Below are 26500 nucleotides of genomic sequence, written 5' to 3'. Positions count from 1 at the left end.
TATTTTGCACGCCTTAATGAGAATGATAAAAAGAACAAAAAAGGAAGATGGCGCGATTGCGGTCGAGTTGTCGTTGGTCATTATTCCCTTTCTTATATCTATTTTATTTATTATCGAATTATGTCGAATAATGTATTTATCATCCGCTTTGGATGTCGTACTGGCGGAGTCTGGCCGCTACATTTCGCTGGATAGTAGCGTAACGGATTACTCATCTGCATTCGAGCAAAATCTTAAAAATAACGCAAAAGCCTGGCCACTGCTCTATAGCGGTACAGAAGTTTCCGTGACGGTTAAGCATTGTAAAACAATCTCAGAATTATTGAATGATAACTGTATTTCAGGATCCACCACTGCTGACCACTTTTTATCAGTATATTCATTTAAATACAGTTACCAGCCGGTTTTTTTCTTTTTCAGTGCTGGTTATTTTTCATCAATATTTGAACGGAAAATAGTCTATGTGCAAGAGCCCAACAGAACGTAACAAACATTTTTGGGAGAGAAGCCGGGCAAGTGCGTCTATCGAATTTGCTTTTGTATTCCCTATTATTGTACTACTGGGACTGATACTTATTGACTTTACATTTCATTTTTCTTCTGAAAGTAAACTTGCGCGATTGACAAACTCAGCATCTTCGATGCTGCGTGAGCGCAGTACCCTTTATGCGAACCGTGAAGTCGTGTCATATGAGGATGTGAGTAATCTACAAAAGGCAGTGAATATATTACTTGGCTCTGATTCTCTTAAAGGCAGTGTGAGCATCCGGGTTCAAACCGTGCATTTTTCTGATACATCAACAAAGAATGGAAAAATTGTAGACGGTGCAAAGTCAATTGATCTTTATGTACCCGCGGATATCAATTCTGTTGAGCAGAAAAAATGCAAGGGAGCATTCGACATTAATAGTGCTGAAGTTTATAAAATGTCACCATGGATGGAAGAGAGTGTCGATAAGGGAAAATGGGCTCCGTTATATCAGGTTACCCTTTGTACTAAAGGTAGAGATAGCCTTTTTCTGAACGCGATGTCCAGCGTTGGCGTAATCGCTGATACTATTTCAACAAGCAACATTGTCATTCCGAGGTAATTATGCAGATGATAATGATGAAATTAAAAAGAAAGTTGCACTTATTTCGTTTTATTCAAGAGGGTAATGCGGGTATATCCGTGATGTTTGCAATTATTTTACCTCTTTTGATAGCGACTTTTTCCTTGGGTATCGACGGCTCTCGTTTTTTAATCAAGAGGGCGCGTTTAGCCGATGCTTTATCCCAGGGAAGTTTTGCTGTTGCCTCTACAAACACTAACCTCACTACGGAACAGGAGAAAATAGAAGGGAAAGATCTGGTCAGAAGCTATATTAACTATTATTTGCCAGGCAGTGAAATTGATGAGTCAACTCTGAAAGTTAATGCCGATATTGTTTTTAATAACGCCGATGTAACCAAAATTGATAGTATAAAATATGTAGCTATAGCAAAGATTATCGAGCATCCAATCATTGATGGTATCAGCAATGCTCTGCCGGGCTTTAGTAAAGACATATCGATTTTAGCTGATGAAAATAACGGTATTGTTCGTAAAACGATGGGTGATGTTAATATAGAAAGCGATATTGCCTTCGCCGTCGACTTCTCAGGATCAATGTTGGGAATGTCAGGTGGAAAAATGCGCATTCAGATTTTGCGTGATGTGGTAAATGATTTAGTGACTCAAATTGATAATGAAAAGTCGAAATCAAAAATAGCCATTGTCCCTTTTGATATAGGTATTCCTGTTAAGCTTGATAAAAAGAATGAAGCCGGTGGCGATCGCATTGGATGCGCGACCCCTTATAAATTTAAAGACCAATATGATATCGATCATGCCTTTTGGGAAAATAAAAAAATAGACTGGTCTTCATCTGGCTATAATACATCCGGCGTCGATCGTAATCTTGTTATCCAAAGCTATCTTGACCTCAAACGTTATGATTATTATTATAATCACGTACGTCCAGCTATCGGCAGCGCTTACCAAAGTTATTGTGTGAGAAATAATACTTTTGATAATACAGCTACAGGTGGCTCATTGCACTCTAATCCTTTATCGTGTGAAGCGGTAAACGATGTCAGCGTGATGAACTCTGTAAATTATAATGAAATACAAAATTATAGCCAAATTGTGCAAGACTACTTTTATCCTTTGATAAATGATTCAACGAGTCAATCTTTTGCAAATGATACAACAATTAATTATGCTGGTACAATTAGTGACTCTTTCTTATTCGATGATGACTCAATAAAACCTTTTGAAAGATCTTTTGCCAGTATCGATATGGGTAACCCCTTCAAAGCAATGTGTTTGTCGGCATTTAATATATCCGTTCCTGTAGGTCCCACTGCAGGTTTTATTCCATCAGGATATCCTTACTGGCGCCCGGACAATTATTATTCTGAGTACCTAAGCAAGATTAAGCAAAATGCATATGTGATAGGCTTGTCTAATGATAAATCCGAAATTGATCAGTTTCAGGCTATGTGGCCACAGGATGGTGCGGGGACAGATATTATTGCCGGTATATTATATGCCGCCCGTGAAGTCGCCAAGGGTGATAATCCGCGTAAGATAATCATTATTGTATCCGATGGTGAGGAGTATGGTGAACAAGAGACGGTTGGTGTAAAATTTCGGCGCATGGGAATGTGCCAAAAAGTAATGGATGGGATAAAGGCTAACTCACCAAAAACTAAAGAAGCTAAAATATATTTTGTATCAATTGTTAATAACGCCTACACGTCTTCAACACTGTGGGAATGGCGACGGAATTGTGTTGGTGACGATGGGGCATTTGTGGCAACTGACTACTCCGCATTAAAAAATGCAATCACAAGTATATTTAGTACTGAGCCAGGCGGTCTGAAGTTTATTAATAAAAATGATGGCTCGACACCTTAGTATTCTGATCATGCAGCATCTTTTTTTTATGGTTATGTAAATTGAGGGCTGCCATAGCATTTATAATGATTTTAAAATATTTAAGTCGTTTTTTTGTTAAACACGAGATTGCACTACCAAAAAATTTGGAAAAGGAGCCTGAAGTTATGAACAAATTTGACAACGTGTTGGAAAAATTGCGCCCTGATAGTTCAGTGAGTTATGTCGCTTTTGTTGATATGAACAGTGGGATGAAACTCGCCTCTGTTGGGATGCTCAAGGATGGTGATGCACTGATTGATTGTGCTATACGGGTTATGCGTGCAGAGCTTAAAACCATTCAATTACTAGAAATCAATGATGATGTGCTGGACATCATTATTACTACCGAAGATGAATATCAACTGCTGTATCCATGCCGGGGTATGAAGGATATTTTCATTTATCTGGTTGCGAATCGTGAACGTGCTAACCTGGCATTACTAAAACGCAACATCGCCGATGTCGAAGCTAACCTTATCTCTATTTTGTATACCGATGGCGATATTCAGAACCACGGCTTTAACGTTAAGTCTGCGCTGGATGCCCACTGCCGCTGGCGTGATAAATTAATTTCAATCATTAATGGTACAGATACGGTCACCAATCTAAGTGAACTGGGCATGGACGACAGATGTGAACTGGGACAGTGGCTACACTCTGTAGGTGAAAGCCAATATAGCAGTATGTCTGAGTTTCAGGAACTTATGAAGCTGCACCATGATTTTCATCGATGCGTTCAGGAAGTTGTGGATATTTATCTTGCTGAAGGTGTTGATGTTGCAAAATGTGAGTTGACAGGAAGTTTCCAAAAGAAATCTGCGCTTGTTCAGGAGCAGATTGTCCATTTCTTCGATAATATTTAATTTACCTTTATCATGTCGTACAGGCGTTGTTCACAGCGCCTCTTAACGATTAAGTTATATAATTTGTAATGAAACTATTATCTTATTTTGATTATCCCAATAAAATGACTCGTTAGCCTTATACAAAGAAAAACTCCAGGAAGGCTCATGAAGGATTTTTTTAATGCTGACATCTGAACTTCATATTATTGTTCTTGATCATGTCCGTTCCAGTGCTGTGACAAAATCTGCGCATGTACAATATACCGCGCAGAAGTGCTTTCGCTTACGTGAAAAAATGTTGCATTCGGCATCACATTGTCGAGAAGAATCTCAATCACTTTCTCTCGTATTAAACCGACAATATCGGCTTGTTAATCACCTTGCTAAAGGCAATGACCACGCTGATTATAAGACAGAACATAATCAACTTTTGAAGCTGGCCCGCGAACAGTATCAGCAAACCGGTTTAACGCAGGAGCACCTTAGTCGTGTGGCTTCAGGCATGGCTCTTGCGGCAGACAGGTTGCTGTTCGCACTTCTGAAAGTACAACATTATCAATGGCGTGACAGACTGTATGTTGCTTTGCTGACCGAGCAGCAGAATGAAATTCTCACCGATGAGCGAGAATGCACTCTGGGATTGTGGATACACGGTGAAGGACTGCGCCGTTTTCGTACGCTGCCGGGCTTTCGGGAACTGGATAGTTGCCACCATCTCGTTCACCAAACGAGCGAGAATCTGTTCAGACGTAAACTTGAGACATTTACGGCAGGGGAACTGAAGCGGGTATTACATGACGTTGAAGAAACAAGTCAACAGCTTATCATTGCATTAGATCGTCTCGATGAGCGTGTTGGATTGTTATATCCTCAACCCGACGCGATTTGAGCCTGTGATAAGCTGGTATGTGTACTTATATGCTGTTATGCCCGCATCTGCATGAGGGATAACATTTCTGGTACAGCTCTATTATGGTTTGGTGGATGCGTTTTAGTTCTCTTAACTTGACGGAAAAATAGCTTTGTGTGGCTCCGGTTTTGTTACATGCCTCCATTCTGGTATATCCATAAACTAAATGATACTCCAGTGCTCCCAGCATTTTATTACTGTGAATAGCATAAATTCGGGTGAGTAATCTGAAGTAACTCGCGCTCACTTTTCCCGGAATCAGCGTTGTCGAAAAAACATGTAAATGCGATAGCGTATTTATTAGCTGATGACTACTCATGATTAACCTTAATTGTCTCTTTCCTGTAAATCCTTTTTTTGAAATATAATCATTGTGAATGTGTATTTCAATATGTATCCGAATCAGAACGTCGCGTTTTTTAGAAAACAAGCATAACTAACTGATGCTTTTGATAATTTTGGTTTTATATAATTATATATATGAAATCATATATATTCGTGTTCAACCACTTTGCGTGATACGAAGGAGTTGATTCCCTCATCCTCTGCAAGCCCTGCTGCACGGTAATGTTTTTTCTTTTTTATCGGTCAACACCGTAACTGTTTTGTAATAAATGCTCTCATATAAACTTGTCATATAATATTCCGCGCCAAAACGCCTCCCTGTTTTGTTGTATATAATGCTTAATATCGATAGTCGTCGCTGTACACTCCTTTTTTAAGTGGGGTGCTATCTTTTAATTAAAAGATCTTAAAAGTGATTACACATTAAAAACGATTTATCAGGCATTTCATTACACTCTGTAATGCACTAAGTTGCATCAACGAATAGAATTATGTTAAGATGAAACATAATTCCAATTTTCTGCCAATAATGACACCATCTGACCTGTATAATGATTTTGCGCTAAGCTACCCCATAAGCGCTTCTTTTCTTACCTGGTGGCCCTTTTTTTTACTCATCGTATGTGCAGCCATACTGCCGGGCCTTGTCATGCGAATATTCAGGCGAGTTGTATCCGCAAAACAGCAGCACCTTACCTATGCACTGCGCACGTTACAAATCGTTCCTTATTATCAGCCCGTGCTGGATGTTGTTTCAGGGGGAGTGTACGGCGCTGAAGTCCTGGTACGCTGGAAAAGAACAAACGGAACGTTATCGCTGCCGGATGAATTTGTGCCTCTTGCCCAGGAGTCCGGACTGCTTATTCCCATGACGCGCATGTTACTCGAACAGGTTGAACGGGATATGCTTGCGTTACGTCTGAGGCTGCCCAGGGTGTTTCATATTGGCCTTAATGTCTGCGTCACTGTAGATATGCTTTCCGGGATGAAAGATGCATTCATCCATTTTCAGCGGAGTCTTCCCGGACATGTGCGGCTGACACTCGAACTTCTGGAACATGACAGTGCTGAAACGGGTACTGAGCTGACGCTTCTTCTGAGTCAACTACGCGCGACGGGGATACTGATAGCCCTGGGGGATTTTGGAACCGGATCGAATAGTCTGGACAGGCTGGCCTGTTTGCCTGCAGATATTATTAAAATTGATAAATCCATCGTGGCGGCGCTGGGGGAGGGGAACGAGTCCCGGTGCGCGCTTGATGAGATTATCCAGATGGCCCAGCAAAAGAATGTCGCTATTATTGCTGAAGGCATTGAAACGGAGCTTCAGCATAGCTGTTTATTGCGTAAAGGGGTGGCATTGCAGCAGGGGTATTACTGGTCGACACCGCTCTCGTTTGAACAATTTTCCCATTATATTATTCAAAGCAGTGAGACGCTGAGGTAACTGACACAGAAAAGTTGTCATAAAATCAGCTATCTTCTTCCTGATGGCCATTTTGCGTATTGAATGTATTTTTAGCTCTGAACAGAGTATCCGGCAAATCGCCTGCGGTGCCGTCATTAAATTATGCGCCGTCTGTCAGTCTTAAATATTCATGCAATAGTCATGTCAGCACTATCGTGAATATCCTGCCGAATTATCTGTCTTGTTAATCAGAATTCTTCCATCCTCAGACAGATGCACTCAATTTTGGCGTAATTATCTGTATTTGTGTTGTTTTCCTGTCTTTGATGCTGTTTGTTATACCTTGACGAATTTTAATCCTGCTCGCGAGCGGGCAGCATCCGCAGCCCAGCCTGCGGTAACCTGTAAATAAGAATAAATTGGTAAATGTCGAAATCAGTTCTATAGTGCATTGTATTTCGTTGTTAACAGGGTGATCTAATGAGATTTCACGGACTGACTAAAGGGTTTTTCATATTCATTCTTGCTATGGTGACGTGGGCATTTTTTGATGTTTTGTCACCCTATTTTTCAGCCGTGTTATGGGCAGCGATCCTGACCGTAATATTTTACCCGGTTAAAAATAAGCTGCGTACGGCACTGGGCGATCGTAATGGGCTGGCTTCTTTACTCACGCTGGGTATTATTTGCCTGATCGTTTTTATTCCGTTAACGATTATTCTCTCGTCACTGGCAATCGAGCTGAATGTGGTTTACACCAAACTTCAGCATAACAATACGCAATTTCCCGAAGTGGTGGCCAGTCTGTTTGCACATATGCCTGAATGGGCAAGGTCGTTTTTTGCCGAACACAATCTGGACAATGCTGCGCAAATCCAGCAGAAGCTCTCTGATGTCGCTTTAAAGGGAGGGCAGTACCTGGCGGGAAGTGCGTTTTTAATTGGTAAAGGTACCTTTGGCTTTGCCGTCAGCTTCGGCATTATGCTCTATCTGCTCTTTTTTCTGCTAAAAGATGGGCCATATCTGGTGCGCCAGATTCTGGATTCTCTCCCTTTAACCGATTTTGTTAAGCAGCATTTGTTCGCAAAATTTGCGGCAGTTTCCAGAGCAACCGTGAAGGGAACGGCTGTTGTGGCGGTCGTTCAGGGGCTGCTGGGGGGCATTGCTTTTTATATTGTCGGTATTGATGGCAGCATTTTATGGGGCGCGTTAATGGCGTTCCTCTCTCTGGTGCCTGCGGTGGGGTCTGCGATTATTTGGGTTCCGGCGGCTATCTATCTCTTTGCGACACATCAGCTGTGGCAGGGATTCTTCATCGTGGGGTTCTTTGTCGTTATTGTGGGCCTGGTCGACAACATTCTCCGTCCGCTGTTGGTTGGGAAAGATACGAAAATGCCGGACTATCTGATCCTGATCGCCACGCTGGGTGGAATGGAGATTTACGGTATTAACGGATTCGTGATTGGTCCTCTGATTGCCGCGCTTTTTATTGCCTGCTGGAACCTGCTTTCTGGCCGCGATCATGCCGGGAATGCTGATGAGATAGATGAAGATTTTATTGAAGAGGGCAAAAATACATCTGAATTGTAATCCACAGCCAGCCTTCGCCACTGGTGACGATGGTCACCGGTGGCGGGTATCCAGCAATTTTTCCGATCTGATCTATATCAATTTTTTATATCATTTTTAACATTGTCATTACCTGAGTTTAATTTTCTCGGTGAATGTTTTTCCGTTGTTAAATCAAACAATTGAATCCTTAATTCCCCGCTTTTTTACCCGTAACATTTCGTTCCCTTCATAAAAAACAACATTTTTTATCCTTGTGTTAACAAAAAAACATGCTTATTTTTACTTTAACTGACAAATGAAGAAACTATTAGCCAGATAAGAATTGATTGGTTTTACGTATTAATGAAGCAGAACAGGAATGTTTTATGAGCAATAACGGAAATGAGGGCGTCCCCTCGAGACGACGTTTTTTACAGCAAACGTTGGCGATTATCCCCCTGACTGCCATGGGCAGCAGCCTGGTTACCCTGAGCACCTCCGCAGCACCCGCATCTTCTGAAGGCGTATCGGCCCATTACGTTCCACGGTTTTTTAATAATGATGAGTGGATGTTTGTTCTGGCGGCTACCGATCGGCTGATTCCGGCAGATGACAACGGGCCGGGCGCGGTGAGTGAAGGCGTTCCCGTGTTTATTGATAAACAGATGGAGCTGCCATATGGCTACGGACATCTGTGGTATATGCAGGGACCGTTTGTGGATGCTGTCCCTGAGCTGGGCTATCAGTCACATCTGGTGCCGCGCGAAACCTGGCGTCGTGGGATTAAGGCGGTGAATCAGTGGTGCCAGGATAAGCATCAGAAAAATTTCGCTGAGCTAACCCATCCCCAACAGGAAGAGGTGTTGCGCCAGCTGGAAAGCGGAGCGCTGACCTTTGATAACGTCCCTGGCAAAATCTTCTTCACACAGATGCTGGAAAATACGAAAGAAGGCTATCTGTCCGATCCGTTACACGGCGGTAATCAGACAATGGCGTCGTGGAAACTGATCGGTTTTCCGGGCGCGCGTGCTGACTATCAGCAGGTGATGGACAATCCCGGTAAGCCTTACCCGCTGGGACCGGTGAGCATTTCAGGGAAGAGGAGCGTATAGCACATGGCAATTAAAAAAGATCCTGTTGATGTGGTTATCGTGGGCTTTGGCTGGACCGGGTCGTTGATGGCAATGGAGCTGGCGGATAGCGGACTGAAGATCCTGGCGCTGGAGCGTGGGGAAGCGCGCGACACATACCCTGACTTCGCCTACCCGCGTATTGCGGATGAGCTGACCTATGGTATCCGCCTGAAGCTGTTTCAGAATGCGTCAAAAGAGACGGTAACGGTACGCCATACCCAATCAGATACGGCTTTGCCATACCGTCGATTCGGCTCTTTCTTGCCCGGTGACGGTGTTGGCGGGGCTGGCGTTCACTGGAACGGGATGCTCTGGCGTCCGCTGGAGGCCGATCTCAGGATGCGCAGTACGGTTATCGAAAAGTACGGCGCAGACTTTATTCCGGCAGATATGACGGTGCAGGACTATCCATTCACGTATCAGGAAATGGAGCCTTTTTTCGATAAATACGAGAAGATTTGCGGTACTGCCGGGCAGGCGGGGAATGTGAAAGGCCAAATCCTTGAAGGGGGCAACCCTTTTGAAGCCGAACGTCAGAATCCGTATCCGACGAAAGCGCTGAAGCAACAATACTCCGGAATGCTGTTCAGTAAGGCGGCGAAAGCGCTGGGCTACCATCCTTTCCCGGTACCGGCGGCAAACTGTAGCGAACCGTTCACCAACCCTTACGGCGTCCAGCTTGGCGTGTGTAACTATTGCGGTTTTTGTGAACGTTTTGGTTGTTTTAACTACTCTAAAGCCTCGCCGCAATCCTGCGTACTGCCCGCGCTGAAACAATATAGCAACGTTGAGCTGCGGACCGAATCTCATGTGCTGCGGGTCAATACCGATTCGACAGGTACGAAGGCGACGGGCGTTACCTACATTGATGCGAACGGGCAGGAGGTGGAACAACCGGCGAGTCTGGTGGTGTTAAGCGCTTTCCAGCTGCATAACGTGCGGCTGCTGCTGCTGTCGAAAATTGGTAAGCCTTACGATCCGGTAACCGGTGAGGGCGTGGTTGGGCGTAACTATGCCTATCAGATGAACGGCGGTATTTCACTGTTCTTTAATCAGGATCATAACTTCAACCCGTTTGCGGCAACCGGGACTACCGGAATGTTTATTGATGATTTCAATGCGGAAAACTTTGACCACAGTGGGCTGGGATTTGTGGGTGGGGCGACGATATCCGCCACCATCACCGGCGGGCGTCCTGTTCAGCAGATGTCGACGCCTAAAGATGCGCCGAAGTGGGGGAGCGGTTGGAAAAAAGCCATCAAAGAGAGCTACCTGCACACCATGAACGTCGGGTCATCGGGGTCGGTGATGCCGTACAAACAGTGCTATCTGGATCTCGACCCGACCTATAAAGATCTACACGGACAGCCATTGCTAAGAATGACCTTCGACTGGCAGCCAAATGAGCTGAAAATGACGCATTTTATCGGTACAAAGGCTGAAGAGATCGTCCAGAAAATCAACCCGCCGCATTATGAAATGGGCTTCAAAAAGAGTGATGCGCATTATGACGTGCGTCCATACCAGTCGACCCACACCACCGGTGGCGCAGTGATGGGAGACAATCCCAAAACGAGCGTGGTGAATAAATACATGCAGAGCTGGGATGTGCCAAACGTCTTTGTCCTCGGAGCCTGCTGCTTCCCGCAGAACCTGGCCTATAACCCAACGGGGATTGTCGGTGCGACAGCGTTGTTTGCCGCGCATGCGATTCGTACACAGTATCTGGCAAACCCAGGTCCGTTGGTTCAGGCGTAAGGGAGGGATTAACATGACGATTCACTGGAAAGCACTGCTCCCGATATTGCCTCTGGCGCTGTTGGCCTCTGCCGTTCAGGCCGGAACGACCAGCCAGAATCTCAGTCAGGGACAACAGCTGGCTGCGGCAGGGGATTGTATCGCGTGCCACACTGTCGGGGGAGGCAAATCTTATGCGGGTGGGCTCAAAATGAGCACGCCGATAGGGGCCATCTACTCGACTAACATTACGCCGGATAAAGAGACCGGAATCGGTAACTACAGCTACGACGATTTTGCCAAAGCGGTGCGCGAAGGGGTCGCGAAGGATGGGCGAAACCTCTATCCCGCTATGCCGTATACCTCCTATGCCAAAATCAACGATCGGGATCTGCATACCCTGTATGACTTCTTCATGCATCAGATACCTGCGGTAAAACAGCAAAATCGCGACAGTGATATTCCGTGGCCGCTCAGTATGCGCTGGCCGCTGTCTGTCTGGAATGCGGTGTTTCATGATGATGCGGTCTATCAGCCAGACGCTTCCCGGAGCGCGCAGTGGAACCGGGGCGCGTATCTGGTACAGGGGCTGGCGCATTGCGGAACATGTCATACGCCGCGTGGGATCGGTTTTCAGGAAAAAGCGCTCGATCAGAATGATGCCGCTTATCTGACCGGCGGTACGCTGGAGGGCTGGCACGCGCCGGATCTCACCGGAAACGTGAAAAGCGGTCTGGGACGCTGGTCGGCGCAGGATATTGCCGAATTTCTCAAGACCGGTCGTACCGACAGCAGTGCGGCGTTTGGCTCTATGACCGACGTTGTGGCGCACAGTACTCAGTATCTGAGCAGTGACGACCTTGAGGCGGTAGCGGTATATCTGAAGTCGCTGAAGTCCTCCGATCCGCAGGCTGTGGCGCCGAAAGCCGATACTGAAACCTCGCTGGCGCTGATTAAAGGCGATATGAGTAAACCCGGTGCGCAGGAGTATATGGATAACTGTTCGGCCTGCCACCGTATCGATGGTCAGGGATATGCGAAAACCTTCCCGGCGCTGGCGCATAACTCAGCGGTGCTGAGCGACGATCCATCGTCGTTAATCAGCGTGGTGTTGCGTGGTGGTCAAATGGCGGTTACCCAGGATGCGCCAACCGGGCTGACCATGCCGGATTTCGCGTGGCGTCTGAATGACAAACAGGTGGCCGATTTGCTGACTTTTGTGCGCAGCAGTTGGGGCAATAATGCGCCAGCGGTAACGGCAGAAGAGGTGAAAGACCTGCGCAACGATCTGAAAGAGGCAAAAGAAGAGAAATAACGCTCATCCCCAGGCGGTTTTTGGTTTCAGAAACCGCCGACTGATGTGAAGACGTCTCACCGGCATGTTGGGCTGAACCTGTTCCTGTTTTACCGGATAGTGCCAGCCTCTGTTATTTGTACTGTGCCCGGTAACAGAGTGCTCATTTCGGGGCAGGCGAGAACCTGTCTTATGGGTGAGATACCGCTTTAACAGACGGCATTGTGCTCCCAAAAATCAATCCGCGTAGCGCTGATTCAGCGCAGACCTGATGCGCTGAAGGCATCAGTCTGAATTTCAGTTGTCCTCTACGTCGCCCACTAAACAGTGACTAAACAGCAAAGACCTCGTTTCTGTTTTGTAACATCACGCTGCAAATTAGCGATATCCGCCACAAAATTCACATATCACTCCCGATGATGAATGGAAGCATCTTGCTTTTGCAGAGGGAGGCGGATAGTTTCTGTAACGTTACACTAAAACGTTACAGAAAACGAATTCAGCCACTTTTTCGTGACATCTGCTGACCGATGAAGTCGTGTCAGATGGCGTTATCGCTACCTCTACAGTATGAGAAAGGATAATCATGATGAAAAATAAACCATTTTGTTCAGCCAGACGCTTTCTGGCATTTGCTTGCCTCAGCACCGCACTGATTGCCGGTAGTGCCGTAACCTCCCTTGCCGAGGCGGCGCTCAACTTCCGCGTCTACTCCTCTTTGCCTGGAGACGACTCATCTGCCCACTACATCTGGTACAGTCGTTTTCAGGAAAACCTGAATAAAAACGAGAAGTTAAAAGGGCAGATTAAGCTCAACTATTTTCCTAACGGCATGCTGGGAAAAGAAGCTGATGCCACGCAGCAGGTTCGTATAGGCGCCATCAATATGATGATTTCCGGCACGTCGATTTGGGCCACGCTGGTACCAGAAGTCGGGGTTCTGGATCTGGGCTATCTGTTTAAAGACTATGACCATGTAGGAAAAACGCTGGACGGTAAAGCGGGCGAGCAGCTTTCCGCGCTCATGATGAGTAAAGCAAACGTAATGGTGCTGGGTTATGGCTATAACCTGGGCGCACGCAATGTGTATACCAAAAAGGCGATTGAAAAACCGGAGGATTTAAAAAATCTGAAAATCCGCGTGCTCCCGGTTCCTAACTTTATCGCCACCCTGAATCACATGGGGGCGGTGGCCATTCCAATGCCGGGCGGCGAGGTCTATTCCAGCTTGCAAATGGGTGTTATCGATGGCGTTGAGCATGACGCGCCGACCATCTACGCCAGTAAATATTATGAAATTATCAAGAATGGCACGTTAACCCGTCATAGCTATAACCCGCTGATGATTGCCATCAATAAGAGGAGCTTCGAGCAGATTCCGCAAGAGTTACGTGCCGATGTGCTGGCAGCAGCGAAAGAGGCAACGGAATACGAACGCCAACAGGCCAGTATGAAAGAAGCGGAGGCGATTAAGGCTCTGGAAGCCAAAGGGGTCACTTTCCGTGAAACCGATCGCGCATACTTTGCTCAGGCCGTACAGCCTGTCTGGAAAGCGTTTCTTGACCGGTTCCCGGATCTGAAACCGATGGTGGATGAGATCGGTGCTATTGCGCCGGACAACCAGCCATAAGTCATGAGTCGTCAGTTTGCCGATGTCAGACGAACCGGCGACTTTACCCGATAAAACCATGAAGGAATTCAACATGGCAGATATCTCTATGAAAGCAAAGGATGAAAATACTTTGTTGACGCTGCTGGGTCGCCTGAGTCGATGTCTAACGACCCTGACATCCTGGGCCGGGGCGCTGGTGTTGTTTATCAACGTGCTGGTGGTCTTCGCATCGGTCATCTGGCGCTACGCTTTGCATTCGCCAATCCACTGGGCGGAAGAGGTGGCGCGCGCGCTCATGATTGCACTGGTCTTTTTTGGTGTAGCCACGTCAACGGGCAGAGGAGGGCACATCGGCGTCGATCTGTTTCTGCGCTTCTTGCCTGAAAATGTCCGCCCATACGTAGTACATGCCAGTCGCTGGATCCTGTTTCTGGTCTCCGTCGGACTGGTTGTTTCCAGCTACGATCTGGTGCAGGCCGCGCGTCTGCAAACCACAGAAACCGGTCTGCCGCAGACCATCTACGTGATTCCGGTACTCATCGGCTCAGTGGTGATGATGGTGGCTGCGCTGGAACATGCCCTGCATGAACGTGCCAGGATTGTTCTGCTCAGCGGCGGTGGGATCCTGGTGCTGGCTGCGCTGGGCTATCTGAAGCTTTCGCTGATGGCCGATCCGGCCAGCGCGGCTGCGGGGCTGATGCTGATTTGCTTTGTGCTGGGGATTCTGGCCGGTGTGCCAATCGCCTTCACGCTGGGTATGTCTGCGATGGTCTTTTTTATCTGCGACCCCTCTCTGCCGTTTGTCTTCTTCTCGCAGCAGGTTGCGGCGGGCGTTGACCACTTTGTCCTGCTGGCGATTCCGTTCTTTTTGCTGGCCGGTGCGGCAATGGAAATCAACGGGATGTCAACGCGTCTGGTGGAACTGATCGTGCGTGGCATGGGGCGGTTCCGCGGTGGCCTGAACATGACAACCGTGTTGTCGATGGCGTTTTTCTCCGGTATCTCCGGCTCCAAGCTGGCGGATGTTGCGGCAGTCGGCGGCGTGTTAATGCCTGCGGTACGCCGTGCTAAACAAGACAGTGAAGAGGCGGCTGGCGTATTTGCTGCCTCGGCGGTGATGGCAGAGACCATTCCACCGTGTGTTAACCTGATCGTGATGGGATTTGTCGCGAACATTTCCATTGGCGCGTTGTTCATCGCCGGTCTGGTGCCTGCGGCCTGTCTGTTAGTGCTGCTGATGATTGCTGCAAACCGTTTTGGTGGGAAAATTAACGTCAGTGAAGCGTATCCGGTGTTACGGCCACGTACCCAGCTTTACCTCGGGGCCGCTGTCGGTCTGGTGATGATCTTTATGATTGGCCGCGGGGTCATGATGGGGATCGCCACCTCGACGGAGATTTCCGCTTTTGCGGTTATCTACGCCATTGTGGTGGGGCGTCTGGCGTTTCGTGAACTGACGCTAAAAGCTACCGTCAAAATGTTTGTTGATATCGCGGCCATGTCCGGTGTCTTACTGTTTATCGTGGCCTGCGCGACCAGCCTTTCTTATGCCTTAACAATACAGATGATCCCACAGCAGATTGCCGAACTCCTGGTGGGGATTGGGATGGAGCAGGGTGCATGGCTGTTCCTGCTGTTAACCATTGTTATTCTGATTATCTTTGGTGCGGTTCTGGAAGGCGCGCCAGCGCTGATTATCTTCGCGCCCATCCTGGTGCCAATTGCCATTCAGCTTGGATTTAATCCGCTGCACTTTGGCATTGTGATGATTATGGCAATGGGCTTTGGGCTGTTCTCTCCGCCGATTGGTTTGGGGTTATACACCACCTGCGCGATTTGCGGCGTTGAAATGAAGCATGTTATCCGGCCTATGGCGAAATATCTGGCGGTGGTATTCGTTGGGATCATTATTGTCGCCATGGCTCCACCATTAACGACCTGGTTGCCGGGACTGGCTGGTTATTAATTATTAAGAGCCTGTGATTCACCACGTTTGAGTGGTGGGGATGTCCACGCGTAAAAAATAGCAACGATGCGCCAGGTTATATCCTGACGTTGTATAAATATGAATAACTGGAGTATGAAATGGGATTATTAACGGGTAAAAAAGTGTTTATTACCGGCGCAGAGCAAGGTATTGGTAAAGAAACCGCGAGAAAACTGATAGAAGCAGGATGTGATATCTATATTCATTATTTCAGTGGTGAAGAAGGGCCGCGGGAATTAATGGCGACGGCACAACAGCAGGGAACCCGGGCGGCATGTGGTTTCGCTGATTTAACCGATGAGGAGGCCGCTGCTCGCTGCGTGGCGGACGCGGCAGAATTTCTCGGCGGGATCGACATTCTGGTGAATAACGTCGGCGGTATTATTGCCCGCAAATGGCTTGGTGAAATTGAACCGCAATTCTGGCGCACGGTTATTGATGTCAATATGACGACCATGCTCAATGTGACCCAGCAGGCGCTGCCGTGGCTGAAAGCCGCATCTGAGGGAGCCAGTATCGTTAACCTCGCCTCACTCGCCGGGCGTTCCGGCGGGCACGCTGGCTCATTGGTTTATTCCACCACCAAAGGGGCGGTGTTAACCTGGACTCGCTCGCTTGCCGCTGAATTAGGCGAATTTGGGATCCGCGTCAATGCCGTAGCGCCTGGGTTAATTCTGGGCACGCGTTTTCATAATCAGCACACCACGCAGGCCTCTGCCGATCAGACGGTTCAGGCGATTCCTTTGGGCAGGGCGGGAACCCCGGAAGATGTCGCCAGGGCGATCTGCTTCCTTGCCTCCGAATATGATGGTTTTATTTCCGGGGCAACGATTGATATCAACGGTGGTATTTACCGGGCTTAATCGAAAATGGCGGGTTGAAATACCCGCCAGATTTTAAAAGGAATAAATTATGATAAAGTCAGAGATTATTCATCCTGATTTATTACAGGCGCTGGCGCTGTGCGGGCATAAGGCCAACATTTTAATTACCGATGCAAATTATTCGTTCTTAACTAACTCCTCGCCACAAGCGCGCATCATCTGGCTTAATTTCACCCCAGGAATGATTGGCAGTGTGGTTATTCTGGAGAAAATACTGGGATATATTAATGTGGAGAAGGCCACGCTCATGGCCAGTCCGCCGGAATTTGACAATACCATTGAGCGTGAATACCGCGGTTTGCTTTCAGAGCCGATCGAATTTGAGCATGTTGAACGTAACGCTTTCTACTCCCTGGCGAAGTCATCCGACACGCTCCTGGTCATTGCATCCGGAGAGACACGCCGTTTTGCCAACATCCTTCTGACCGTAGCCCCAACGCTGTCCTGAGAAACAGAGAAGAACATTCTGTTCTTCTCCTTTCAGCCACGTACAGATTGCCGGGAAACCAGCGACGGGGAAAATAAAAACTCCTCTGGCGCAATGGCGGGATTTTCTATCCTGGCAATCAGTCTTTCCACCATGACCTCTGCCATCTGTGGGAGGGGGGGCATAATTGAGCTAAGGCCGGGATAGACCAGCCCTGAAAGCGAAATATTGTCGATACCGACGATCGAAATTTGTTCCGGTACATTAATGCCCGCCTGATGTAAACCGGCCATTAATCCGATACCGAGCGCGTCGTTAATGGCAACAATGCCATCCGGCAGAGGCGACTGCTGGCTGATCTTTAACGCCAGCGCCCGGCCCAGCTCCGTCATCTCCGTGTCGCCATAGGCCGCCATCGCCTGTCCTTCTACGATCATCCCGTCACGAAACAGCCCATGATGTTGTACCGCGCTGAGAAACCCTTCTATTTTGTGGGCGCGGCTGGGGGTCATACCTGCTACGGTGGCGAAGGCCAGGCGATGGCAGTTATGAGCGATCAGATGTTCTGCGGCCATGCGACCGGCCTCGATGTTGTCCATTGAGACGCTGTCCAATGTGAAATCGTCGGCTTCAGCGCGGGCTGGCATACGACCATCATAGTTCACCATCACCATGCCCTGATTTGCCGCGCGGGCAAAATGCGGTTTTTCGATATCACAGGCTGCGACGATTATCCCCCGAACGCCGTGGGAAAACATATCTTCCAGGAAGGCCTCTTCCTCTTCAATTTGCCGGTAGGTATTGCCCGTCAGCACCCGAAACAGGCGCTTTTTGGCCGCCAGATCGACTTCACGCGCCAGAGCGGCAAAGCTGGGGTTCACAATTGACGGCACCAGTAAGCCAATCATTTTGGCATGGCCCGTCTTTAACTGCTGGGCCACCCGATTGGGGAAATAATTCAGCGTCTGCATACTCTGCTGGATGCGTGCCAGCGTTTCGGCCCGCATTTGATCGGTACGTCCATTGAGCACGTTGGACACTGTACTAACGGACACGCCAGCATGTTTTGCGACATCACGGATGTTCGCCATACATCTCCTTTGCGGCAATCGAGAGTGGCAGCGTCAGTACCGCCACCGGAAGTGATTAACTATAACGGTTTAGTGTAACGTTACAGATGGCGCTGTCAATGCAAAGTATCCACCACAATTTACCGTCTGGCCTGGGCTAATGCCCAATCATTCCGGCTTGTGGAATAATGCGGAAATAAAGATTTTCCGGTACCGGGCTTTCCCAGACACCAGCGTAAACGGCAAAGCCAACAGCGGCAAATACAATGCCGAGTAGCAGCACGGTCATCATCATGCCGGACAGGGCGCTCTGGCGCTTGTCCGTGTTTCCCGGAGGGGTATGCAATGAAAAGGTCAGCGTCGAGGCAACCGGGCACGATTCCACGCAGGTCATACATCCGGTACATTCCACCGTTCTCACCTGAATAAGCTTATCGACAGGGATACGGGACGGGCAGTTTTTGGCACATTTGCCGCAGTCAATGCAGCTGTCTGCATTACGACGGATTTTAACCGGAGAGAGCAGGGAGAACAGGCCCAGCAGCGCGCCGTAGGGACACAGATAGCGACACCAGGCATTGTGAACAAACAGACTAATCACGACGAGAATCGCCACGCTGGCGAGCGTCACGCTTCCGGGATGACGAAAGAAGGCTAGCATCTTGACGTCGATAATGATCCCGTAAGCGGACGTCAGGAAATACTGAATCCCCGTGGCGGGCATCGACAGCGCGATATACAGAAAGAAGCTGAGCAGCAGATATTTCAGTCCGCGCATCGGGATATCCAGCCAGCGTGGAAGCGTCACCTGGCGGCCAAACCCCTTTTTACCGAGATTGCCAGTCAGCTCTGAAATTGTGCCAACCGGACAGAGCCATGAGCAGAATGATTTTTTCAGCAACAGGCTAATGACGATGAAAGCAACCAGCAGCAGCATTGAGGCTGCGTGGATCGGCGGGAGCACGCCCGTTTCCAGCGTATAGCGAATGTTCATCAGGCCAGCGATGGGCAGCCAGCCTTCGATGCCGCCAGGGCGGGGAACAAACAGCGTGGCGCCGCCGGACTCACAGTAACGGACCCAGTAGTAGAAGGTGACGCCAATATAGATATTGATTGCGAGCAGCAACAGCTGCGTTGCCTTTCGCCAGGTTGAGGCATTACGCCAGTCATTCCACGGTCGTTTGCCGCCAGTTGTCCCCGGTCGACGTTGCCAGCGCGTGCGCACTTTTTCTGTCATCACTTGGCCTGTTCTTCCTAACATGTATTCCAGATGCCACTATCCTAAGGCAATTCTGAATGCCGAAGATTGATTCAGGTCTGCTTGATCCAACTTTCTCCTGCTGCTGCAACAGCCCGCATAATAACTCTCTAAAATGAGAAGCAGATCGTTTAAGCAGGACTTTTGTCCTGAAGGCTTATCCCTGCGCTGGTTACACTTCCTGCATACCTTCACTAAAAAGCGTTCAGGAATTGTTATGACTGCACATATTAATGCCAAACCTGGTGATTTTGCTTCAACTGTCATTATGCCAGGCGACCCGCTGCGGGCTAAATTTATCGCTGAAAATTATCTGATGGACTATCAGGAAGTCACCAACGTTCGCAATATGCTGGGATATACGGGTTTTTATTTTGGCCAGCCGGTATCGGTGATGGGACACGGCATGGGTATTCCGTCAATGACACTGTATGCTCATGAACTGGTTAATGATTATGGCGTAAAAAGAATTATTCGGGTAGGCAGTCTGGGGGCTACTCAGCAGCATATTAAAATGCGCGATATCATACTTGCCGTTGCCGCCGGGACCGATTCTGTAACGAATCTGAAGCGTAGTTCTGGATATGCAATGGCGACGTCCGCGGATTTTAAATTACTTCATCAGGCATGGGTGTTAGCACAGAAAAGTGGTATCGATATCAAAGTGGGGAATATTTTTAGTGGCGATCTCTATTACGATCCCGATGACAATCTTATTCCTGCGCTGGAGCGTTTTGGGGTGCTGGGAATTGATATGGAGGTTGCTGGCCTTTATGCATTGGCACATCAATTTAAAATTGAAGCACTGGCAATTTTGACCGTGTCCGATCACTGTCTGACCGGAGAAGAGACAACCGCAGAAGAGCGACAGTTAACCTTTAAGAATATGATTGAACTGGCACTGAATACGGCCATTACAGTCTAATGCAGCATTCGACTTGCACCCCTCAGGGATAGTGAATATGAAAAATAAACTCTCACTTACTTTAATCAGCTTTCTGGCAAATTTTATTATGGCTGGATTTGCCAGTCAGTTTGGTATGCTGATTGAGCCGATTGCCGGGCATTATAATGCGGATATCAATGCGGTTGCTTCTATATTTTCATTACTTAATGGTGGCGCATTAGCGGGGACGATTGCGGCTTTTTTCCTGATTGAAAAAATTGGCGTAAAACGGATGACGCTTATTATCTACTCAATTGTATTTCTTTGTGCGTTAGCGATGCATCTGAGTAGTGGCTTATGGCCTGTGATGGTGGCGATGACGCTGGTGGGATTCTGCGGTGGGATTGGGCTATGCGTGGCAGGAACCATTGTGGTTTCTATCTGGCAGGAGCGTATTCAGAGTACGATGCTGGTGGTCCAGGATGCCACCTTTAACGTTGCGGGCGTTGTTTTTCCCCTGATTACCACATTTGCGCTTACCCACAATATGTCATGGAGCTACAGCTACCTGAGTGTGGGCCTGGTGGCGCTGTTCACGCTGGGCATCGTGGCGCTAACCCGCTTTAATGCCTGTGAAGTGACCCCTTCTTCGGGCCAGAAAGACGTGGTTAAATCTGAGTGGAATCCAGGGATTATCAGTGGCGGGATTGGCCTGTTTCTGGGAATGCTGGCGCTCTATACCTTCCTGACCTGGGCGCCTTTGTTTGTAAAGAACAAATTTGGCATTCCATTTGAAGAGGCGGGAAATATCATTACTCAGTACTGGGGGGCGGCGCTGGTTGGGGCGTTAGTGTCGACGGGAATTGTGGCGCGGGTGAAAATCCATTATTTCTTGCTGAGTATTATTTTTCTCGCCTGTATCATTACCACCGTCATTGTCACCAAAGAAAATCTTTCCGGACTGGATTACCTGGCATATAGCTACGGATTTGTGTGTGCGGCGCTGTATAACTCCTTTATTGCGTATGGCGTCTCTTTTGTTAAGCGCGCCAGCAGCCAGAATGTTTCTTATATATTAATCAGCGGAAGCGCAGGGGCGATGTTCAGCCCAGCCATTAGCGCCCTGATGGAAAAAACGATGGGATTGCAGAAAATAATGTATGCGATACCGGTTTTATATTTCATTATCTTTATGATGTTGATTGTCACCCTGAAGTTAAAAAATAAATCAGTACAGTAGATACGACCTCTTTTAAATTTATCGTAATGATATTGCTCCATTGCGGGGCAATGACACTCAGTTTTATCAAAGGAATGGAATATGTTTAATGAAAATGGTTTTACTTTTAAAAAAGCATTGTTAGCGGCGGCGGTAATGAGTGCCGGATGTTGCCAGGCAATAGCCGCAGATTATCGTGATGGCAATATCCGGAAAAATGATTTTCACTGGATGCAAATGAACTTAATGCAAAGTGTTGATGCAAAGGTTCCTTACGGAGTTCGCAATGACACTTATCTTGAGCTGGAATTTGGTGCCCGCTCCGGTATTGTCGATCTTTATGGCTATGTCGATTTTTTTGACGTGTTTGACAGCAAACAGGACGATCGCCACGGTGGTGATAATTTCTTTGCTAAGATCTCACCACGTTTTTCCCTGGATGCCATCTTCAATAAAGATTTATCCGTTGGCCCTTTTAATGAGTTTTATATTGCAACGGTGAATAATCTTGGCGATCGCGAGTTGTTTGAGCATTATATAGGGCTTGGTACCGATGTGAAGGTGCCCTGGTTTGGTATGATGGGAATGAATATCTATGCTCACTATGTTCGCGAAAATTACGGTGCGGATAACGAAGGGAAGTGGGACGGTTATATGTTCTCTACTAACTGGTCAACGCCCTTTTATCATTTTGACAATGGCAGCTATTTAAATTTCCAGGGCTATTTTGATTATCAATTCGCGGCGAATAAAATTGCCGGTCAGGCGTTATACAGCAACAACGCTATCGAATGGTATAACGGCATATACTGGCATAGCGAAAATTATGCGGTGGGCTATGGGCTGAAGTATTTCCGCAATATGGCCTTGATGCAAAACCACGGTGGGGCAGGGCGCACAACGGGGCTTGGGCACTACTTCAACCTCACCTGGAAATTTTAATCGTATCTGAATGACACGCCGGTACCCGCCGGGCGTGTCATTCAAAGATATCGTTCCCCAGAAACTGACGCAGCCCATCAAGATCCTGAATTTCCAGTCCCTGTTTTGTCCGTGTCACCAGCCCGGCATCGGTAAGCGCTTTAACCGCGCGCCGATAAACCCGATCGGTGGTGCCAAATCTTTCTGCTTCCTGATAATTTTTACGGAATCCATCCATTGGCTGCTTGTTCAGATGCTGCCGATAGAGGTCATAGGCAACATTGTGCACAATGGGGTAGAGCATACGGTGCAAAAAGATTTCCAGCATATCCTGATAGTCCACCGCCATTGCGCTGGCAAAAAAAATCGCCAGTTTTGGGTGTTGATTGAATGCCGCTTCGAGTCGATCGCAACTGCATACTGCAACGGTCAGCGGTTCCTCCGCCACGATATCAAGTTGGCAGCGATAACCGGTGAAAAACTCCATTTCACCAAACAGCTGTTCGTCGCATTCCATGGCGCCCAGTTGAAAACGGCGGCCATTTTCAGCGCTGTAGCGCAGGGAGATTCTGCCGGATTCGACCATTATCAGGCGATCGACAACCTGGCCCTGATGATAGAGATACTCATTTTCGTCAATAAGCTGTTTTTCTGAGAGCAGCTCGCGAAATATTTTCTCAATAAATGCATCATCCTGTTGCCAGATAGTATGAAAACGGCCTTTAGTGAGTGGTTTAAGCTGCATGTCTTCATTTCTGTGAGTGAGCAAATTCTTAGATCTGAATGTATGCCATCCGGGGATTGATGTCATTAAGACGCGTGCCGCGAGAGCGTTAATCTGTCTTTATAAATGGAAAGGGCCAGCATCATGCTGACCCGGGAGAGGTGCCAGGCCGGTTCAGGGATGAGCGATAAAGCGCGATAGCCGCTGGCGCAGTAAACGATTTTCCTGTCGTAAGCGGGCGTTCTCTTCCAGCAGGGTGAGCGCGACGGCAATCCCCGGCCAGTCCAGCGCCAGCTCCTGGCGCAGACGCAAAGCACGCTGCACCACGGTGAGGGCATGATCGTCAAACTGCCAGTGGGCCGCCTCGTCTTCCTGAGGCTCTATCACACCCAGTCCGACAATCTCATTAAGCTCATCTTCCGAAACGCCGCTGTGCAGACAGAACTCGGTAATCGTAAAGGTGACGGTAACGTTAGCCATTATGCTTTCCCCCACTCTTTGCGCGGATCAAACGACTTTTGCGCGTCCGCCAGCTGTTGCCACAGCGTCGTACTGTTTTCATCTGGTTTCGGCGGCATCACGATTTTAATCACCGCGTAGAGATCGCCGGTGTGTTTCTTGCTTACCAGACCTTTGCCTTTGATGCGTAAGCGCTGACCCGCCTGGCTGCCCGCGGGGATAGTTAAAAGAATGTTCTCTTTTAGCGTCGGCACGGTGACCTTCGCCCCAAGTGCGGCCTCCCACGGCGCCAGAGGCACGACGATCTCCAGATCCTGGTTGACGATATCAAACAGCGGATGTGGCGCTATATGAATCACCAGCCATAAATCACCGTTCGGGCCGCCATGCTCGCCAGGCGTCCCCTGGCCTTTCAGACGAATGCGTTGACCATTTCCGACGCCCGCCGGAATTTTCACATTCAGCGTTTTAGGGATTTCTTGCTCAATGATGCCAAACGCGTTGTATACCGGCAGGTTATAGCTGATGGTCCGGCTGTGTTGTGCAAGCGTCTCTTCGAGGAACACCGCCACTTCGATTTCTATATCGTGGCCCCGGCTGGCGTGGCGTTGTCTTGACTGACGGGCATGATGCCCGAAAATTGAAGAGAAGATATCGTCAAAGTCTTCAGCGTTGTTGCCTTGACCTTCTTCCTGCCGGAACTGACGGTTGAATTGCGGATCGTTGCGGTGTTGCCACAGCCGATCGTATTCGGCCCGCTTCTGCTCATCGCTCAGGACTTCCCATGCTTCGGCCACCTCTTTAAAGCGGGCTTCGGCATCGGATTCTTTACTGACATCGGGATGATACTTGCGGGCCAGTCGACGATAGGCGGTCTTGATTGTCTTGAGATCGTCCGTCGATTTCACGCCCATAATGGCGTAATAATCCTTTAATTCCATAGCGTTATCTCGCGTAAATCAATACATGCAAAAGGGAGTTTCCTGGAAAGTGAACACCTCTAAGTGTAGGGTAATCCTCAGGGATGCGTATGCCAACCGCAAAAACATTACTGGATTTAATAAATCGAACCTGAAAAGGGCGTGATGATGAGGAAGACGGTAAATCCTGAAGGGAAGAGGGCAGGAGGGTGAAATCCTGCCCATTAGCGTGAGCCGCTTAACGCTTGCCGTTTGGCTTAAGCGTTTCGCCAGGCTTCAATTTAAATAATTCGTCATCGCGGGTTGAATAGCGGACGCTTCCATCCTGCAACCGGTAAGCCCCCTCAGTAAAACCCGCGCCGTTCAGGAAAGGCGCCACGGCATCCGGTTTGTTCTGTCTGGCGGCTTCCAGCGCAAGTAAGGCGTAGGGGGCGATATGGTCGACATTGGCATAGATAGCCTGGGGATCATCCATAAAAAAGCCATTAACGCGTTGGGTCGTAATAATGTTATCGGCAATTTTATCAGCCAGATCCAGATAGCGTTTTTGTCCGCTTGATTGCCAGAGATCGATCAGGGCAAAAATGGCATAAGGTTCACGGTTGTCGGTTGCCATATTTAACTGGTTATTGACGCCGCCTGGCTCCCCGATATCGCCCAGACCTTGTCCTCTGGCGATGCCACGGGCAACTTTCCAGATCTGCGGGTTGGGCTCCAGCGTCCAGGCTCTGGCGTAAGACAGGAGAAATTCATTACCCGCAGGATACGGCTTCAGTACCGTTCCTTTCTTCCCATAATATCCATCCCTTTTCAGAACATAATCTGAAAGGTCCGTACCGTTCGCCAGCATGGGGCGGAAAGTGTTGTCTTTTTCATCGTAGGCCCAGTTGGCGAAGGCAATCAGCCCACCAATGGTCCACTTTTTAATCTCTTTCCCCTCTTCACCCAGAGATTTGGCAAGGGCCAGCTGCATGAGGGCGTTCTCTGAGTACAGCGTACTGGTTCTGCCCTTCAGCATCATGTTGCCTTCCAGTGCGTCTGGACCAAATTCAGGGCCAAATTGACGCTGCGCGCGATCGCCGTATTTCGAATTGGTATCCGTATCATCGCTGGTTTCGGCACGTTTAAGCGGCTGAGTGAATTGATAAACGCCAAGCCCTGTTTTCTGATCTCTGGGCAAAACATACTGTTCGGCAAGACGCGTTGCCCACCGTAATGCGCCATCTTCATGGTTGTATTTGTACAGCATCGAAGCGGAGTAGATCAGATCATTGCCCGCGTTGAGAAAACTTAAGCCTTTGGTCGCGAAGAACGGTGGCTGCTGCTCAAACGCATTTTCCCACAGTTTCCCCATCGGTTTGCCGTACTCGCCGTGACGACTGGTTTCCAGAATCTTCCAGTCATAAACATGCGCATTCCAGAAGGCGCGGATAAACTGTATGGTGGCGGGTTTATCAACGAAAAACATCAGGTCATACCAGGGATACGCATTCTTGAGTTCATGCACCTGTTCTTTTTCGCTGGGGCCTTCCGGTTGCAATGTGTTCAGATTGATAAAACGGTGCCCGCCCCAGAGTAAAAGGCCGCTGCTGTCCTGATAGTGCTGGAAGTAATAACGAACATTGTCTTCAGCGAGCTGTTTGTATTTTGGATTGTCGGTTAACAGGCTTAGCCCCACCAGAACGCGCATCAGGTTCTGCTGCGCAGAAAAGTTAGACAGCACGGCAACCTTTCCATCAGGAAAGATCCACTCCATTTGTTGGCCTGTTCGCGGGTCAATCCCATCAGCAAGAAGGGGGGCCTCCGGGAAATTTTTGCTCCGACCTTTTTCGATAACGGCATCGGCGAATTCTTTAACACTGGTAAGTTTCGCACTGTCCTGCGCCAGAGAAGGGAAAGAACAGATGCCAAGTAAACTCACTACCACTGCTAATTTAGACAGTTTCAT

24 protein-coding genes are annotated in these 26500 nt (G+C 48.3%); 17 read left to right on the top strand and 7 right to left on the bottom strand.

Annotated elements, in window-relative coordinates; translation table 11 throughout:
• Window positions 1-4: 4 nt before the first annotated feature.
• The 5 genes from C3432_RS07780 (at window position 5) to C3432_RS07760 (ending at window position 4696) form a co-directional block, all read left to right on the top strand.
• Window positions 5-487 (top strand): TadE/TadG family type IV pilus assembly protein, encoded by a 483-nt coding sequence (locus tag C3432_RS07780; RefSeq protein ID WP_146050868.1) that lies wholly within the window; start codon window positions 5-7, stop codon window positions 485-487.
• Window positions 462-1091, top strand: coding sequence for a tight adherence pilus pseudopilin TadF (gene tadF / locus C3432_RS07775; protein ID WP_103776067.1), 630 nt, complete (start codon window positions 462-464; stop codon window positions 1089-1091). The genes C3432_RS07780 and tadF overlap by 26 nt, the downstream gene beginning before the upstream one ends.
• A gap of 14 nt (window positions 1092-1105) precedes the next feature.
• Window positions 1106-2941 carry a TadE/TadG family type IV pilus assembly protein gene (locus C3432_RS07770; RefSeq protein ID WP_146050869.1) on the top strand — a complete coding sequence of 612 codons (1836 nt, stop codon included), beginning with the start codon at window positions 1106-1108 and terminating at the stop codon, window positions 2939-2941.
• Window positions 2942-3087: 146 nt separating this feature from the next.
• Window positions 3088-3825, top strand: coding sequence for a CZB domain-containing protein (locus C3432_RS07765; protein ID WP_181012886.1), 738 nt, complete (start codon window positions 3088-3090; stop codon window positions 3823-3825).
• A 163-nt stretch (window positions 3826-3988) separates the two neighbouring features.
• The gene (locus C3432_RS07760; RefSeq protein ID WP_103776064.1) at window positions 3989-4696 is read left to right on the top strand and encodes a CZB domain-containing protein; all 708 of its coding nucleotides are present in this window, start codon (window positions 3989-3991) and stop codon (window positions 4694-4696) included.
• Between the two features lie 25 nt (window positions 4697-4721).
• Here the strand turns inward: C3432_RS07760 and C3432_RS07755 are convergent, their stop codons facing one another.
• Window positions 4722-5036: a PapB/FocB family fimbrial expression transcriptional regulator gene (locus tag C3432_RS07755; RefSeq protein ID WP_103776063.1), complete on the bottom strand. Its 315-nt coding sequence runs from the start codon at window positions 5034-5036 to the stop codon at window positions 4722-4724.
• Between the two features lie 675 nt (window positions 5037-5711).
• Between C3432_RS07755 and C3432_RS07750 the strand changes: the two genes are divergently transcribed.
• From C3432_RS07750 to C3432_RS07710, 9 genes are all read left to right on the top strand, one after another.
• On the top strand, window positions 5712-6509 hold the full coding sequence (locus C3432_RS07750) for an EAL domain-containing protein (RefSeq protein ID WP_181012885.1): 798 nt from the start codon (window positions 5712-5714) through the stop codon (window positions 6507-6509).
• 441 nt (window positions 6510-6950) lie between these two features.
• Complete coding sequence (locus C3432_RS07745; protein WP_103776061.1) at window positions 6951-8060, top strand: AI-2E family transporter; 1110 nt, start codon at window positions 6951-6953, stop codon at window positions 8058-8060.
• Window positions 8061-8407: 347 nt separating this feature from the next.
• Complete coding sequence (locus C3432_RS07740; protein WP_103776060.1) at window positions 8408-9133, top strand: gluconate 2-dehydrogenase subunit 3 family protein; 726 nt, start codon at window positions 8408-8410, stop codon at window positions 9131-9133.
• A 3-nt stretch (window positions 9134-9136) separates the two neighbouring features.
• Complete coding sequence (locus tag C3432_RS07735; protein WP_103776059.1) at window positions 9137-10912, top strand: GMC family oxidoreductase; 1776 nt, start codon at window positions 9137-9139, stop codon at window positions 10910-10912.
• Between the two features lie 13 nt (window positions 10913-10925).
• Window positions 10926-12206 (top strand): c-type cytochrome, encoded by a 1281-nt coding sequence (locus C3432_RS07730; RefSeq protein ID WP_103776058.1) that lies wholly within the window; start codon window positions 10926-10928, stop codon window positions 12204-12206.
• Between the two features lie 565 nt (window positions 12207-12771).
• The gene (locus tag C3432_RS07725) at window positions 12772-13815 is read left to right on the top strand and encodes a TRAP transporter substrate-binding protein (RefSeq protein ID WP_103776057.1); all 1044 of its coding nucleotides are present in this window, start codon (window positions 12772-12774) and stop codon (window positions 13813-13815) included.
• Between the two features lie 73 nt (window positions 13816-13888).
• Window positions 13889-15763: a TRAP transporter large permease gene (locus C3432_RS07720; protein ID WP_103776056.1), complete on the top strand. Its 1875-nt coding sequence runs from the start codon at window positions 13889-13891 to the stop codon at window positions 15761-15763.
• 119 nt (window positions 15764-15882) lie between these two features.
• Complete coding sequence (locus C3432_RS07715) at window positions 15883-16647, top strand: SDR family NAD(P)-dependent oxidoreductase (RefSeq protein ID WP_103776055.1); 765 nt, start codon at window positions 15883-15885, stop codon at window positions 16645-16647.
• Window positions 16648-16696: 49 nt separating this feature from the next.
• On the top strand, window positions 16697-17116 hold the full coding sequence (locus tag C3432_RS07710) for an RbsD/FucU family protein (RefSeq protein ID WP_103776054.1): 420 nt from the start codon (window positions 16697-16699) through the stop codon (window positions 17114-17116).
• Window positions 17117-17148: 32 nt separating this feature from the next.
• On the opposite strand, the gene C3432_RS07705 is transcribed toward C3432_RS07710, so the two are convergent.
• Both C3432_RS07705 and C3432_RS07700 read right to left on the bottom strand, forming a co-directional pair.
• Window positions 17149-18186 (bottom strand): LacI family DNA-binding transcriptional regulator, encoded by a 1038-nt coding sequence (locus C3432_RS07705; RefSeq protein WP_103776053.1) that lies wholly within the window; start codon window positions 18184-18186, stop codon window positions 17149-17151.
• Between the two features lie 136 nt (window positions 18187-18322).
• The gene (locus C3432_RS07700) at window positions 18323-19402 is read right to left on the bottom strand and encodes a 4Fe-4S binding protein (RefSeq protein WP_103776052.1); all 1080 of its coding nucleotides are present in this window, start codon (window positions 19400-19402) and stop codon (window positions 18323-18325) included.
• 238 nt (window positions 19403-19640) lie between these two features.
• Here C3432_RS07700 and deoD point away from each other — a divergent pair, with 238 nt between their 5' ends.
• The 3 genes from deoD (at window position 19641) to C3432_RS07685 (ending at window position 22470) form a co-directional block, all read left to right on the top strand.
• Window positions 19641-20348 (top strand): purine-nucleoside phosphorylase, encoded by a 708-nt coding sequence (gene deoD, locus C3432_RS07695; protein ID WP_103776051.1) that lies wholly within the window; start codon window positions 19641-19643, stop codon window positions 20346-20348.
• A 37-nt stretch (window positions 20349-20385) separates the two neighbouring features.
• Window positions 20386-21549, top strand: a complete 1164-nt coding sequence (tsgA, locus tag C3432_RS07690; protein ID WP_103776050.1) for an MFS transporter TsgA — start codon at window positions 20386-20388, stop codon at window positions 21547-21549.
• 135 nt (window positions 21550-21684) lie between these two features.
• Window positions 21685-22470 carry a nucleoside-specific channel-forming Tsx family protein gene (locus C3432_RS07685; RefSeq protein ID WP_374755466.1) on the top strand — a complete coding sequence of 262 codons (786 nt, stop codon included), beginning with the start codon at window positions 21685-21687 and terminating at the stop codon, window positions 22468-22470.
• Between the two features lie 37 nt (window positions 22471-22507).
• On the opposite strand, the gene C3432_RS07680 is transcribed toward C3432_RS07685, so the two are convergent.
• The 4 genes from C3432_RS07680 to C3432_RS07665 all read right to left on the bottom strand — a co-directional run bounded on the left by C3432_RS07680 (window position 22508) and on the right by C3432_RS07665 (window position 26500).
• Window positions 22508-23194, bottom strand: coding sequence for a Crp/Fnr family transcriptional regulator (locus C3432_RS07680; RefSeq protein ID WP_103776048.1), 687 nt, complete (start codon window positions 23192-23194; stop codon window positions 22508-22510).
• A 153-nt stretch (window positions 23195-23347) separates the two neighbouring features.
• Entirely contained in the window at window positions 23348-23653 is a 306-nt protein-coding gene (cbpM, locus tag C3432_RS07675; protein ID WP_103776047.1) for a chaperone modulator CbpM, read from the bottom strand.
• Entirely contained in the window at window positions 23653-24573 is a 921-nt protein-coding gene (gene cbpA / locus C3432_RS07670; protein ID WP_103776046.1) for a curved DNA-binding protein, read from the bottom strand. Before cbpA ends, cbpM begins: the two co-directional genes overlap by 1 nt.
• A gap of 217 nt (window positions 24574-24790) precedes the next feature.
• Complete coding sequence (locus tag C3432_RS07665) at window positions 24791-26500, bottom strand: pectate lyase (RefSeq protein WP_103776045.1); 1710 nt, start codon at window positions 26498-26500, stop codon at window positions 24791-24793.

It is taken from the genome of Citrobacter amalonaticus (assembly GCF_002918555.1).
Taxonomy (GTDB): Bacteria; Pseudomonadota; Gammaproteobacteria; order Enterobacterales; family Enterobacteriaceae; genus Citrobacter_C; species Citrobacter_C amalonaticus_A.
Note: the sequence above shows the minus strand (reverse complement) of the source record. Positions and strands in the feature narration are given on the sequence as shown.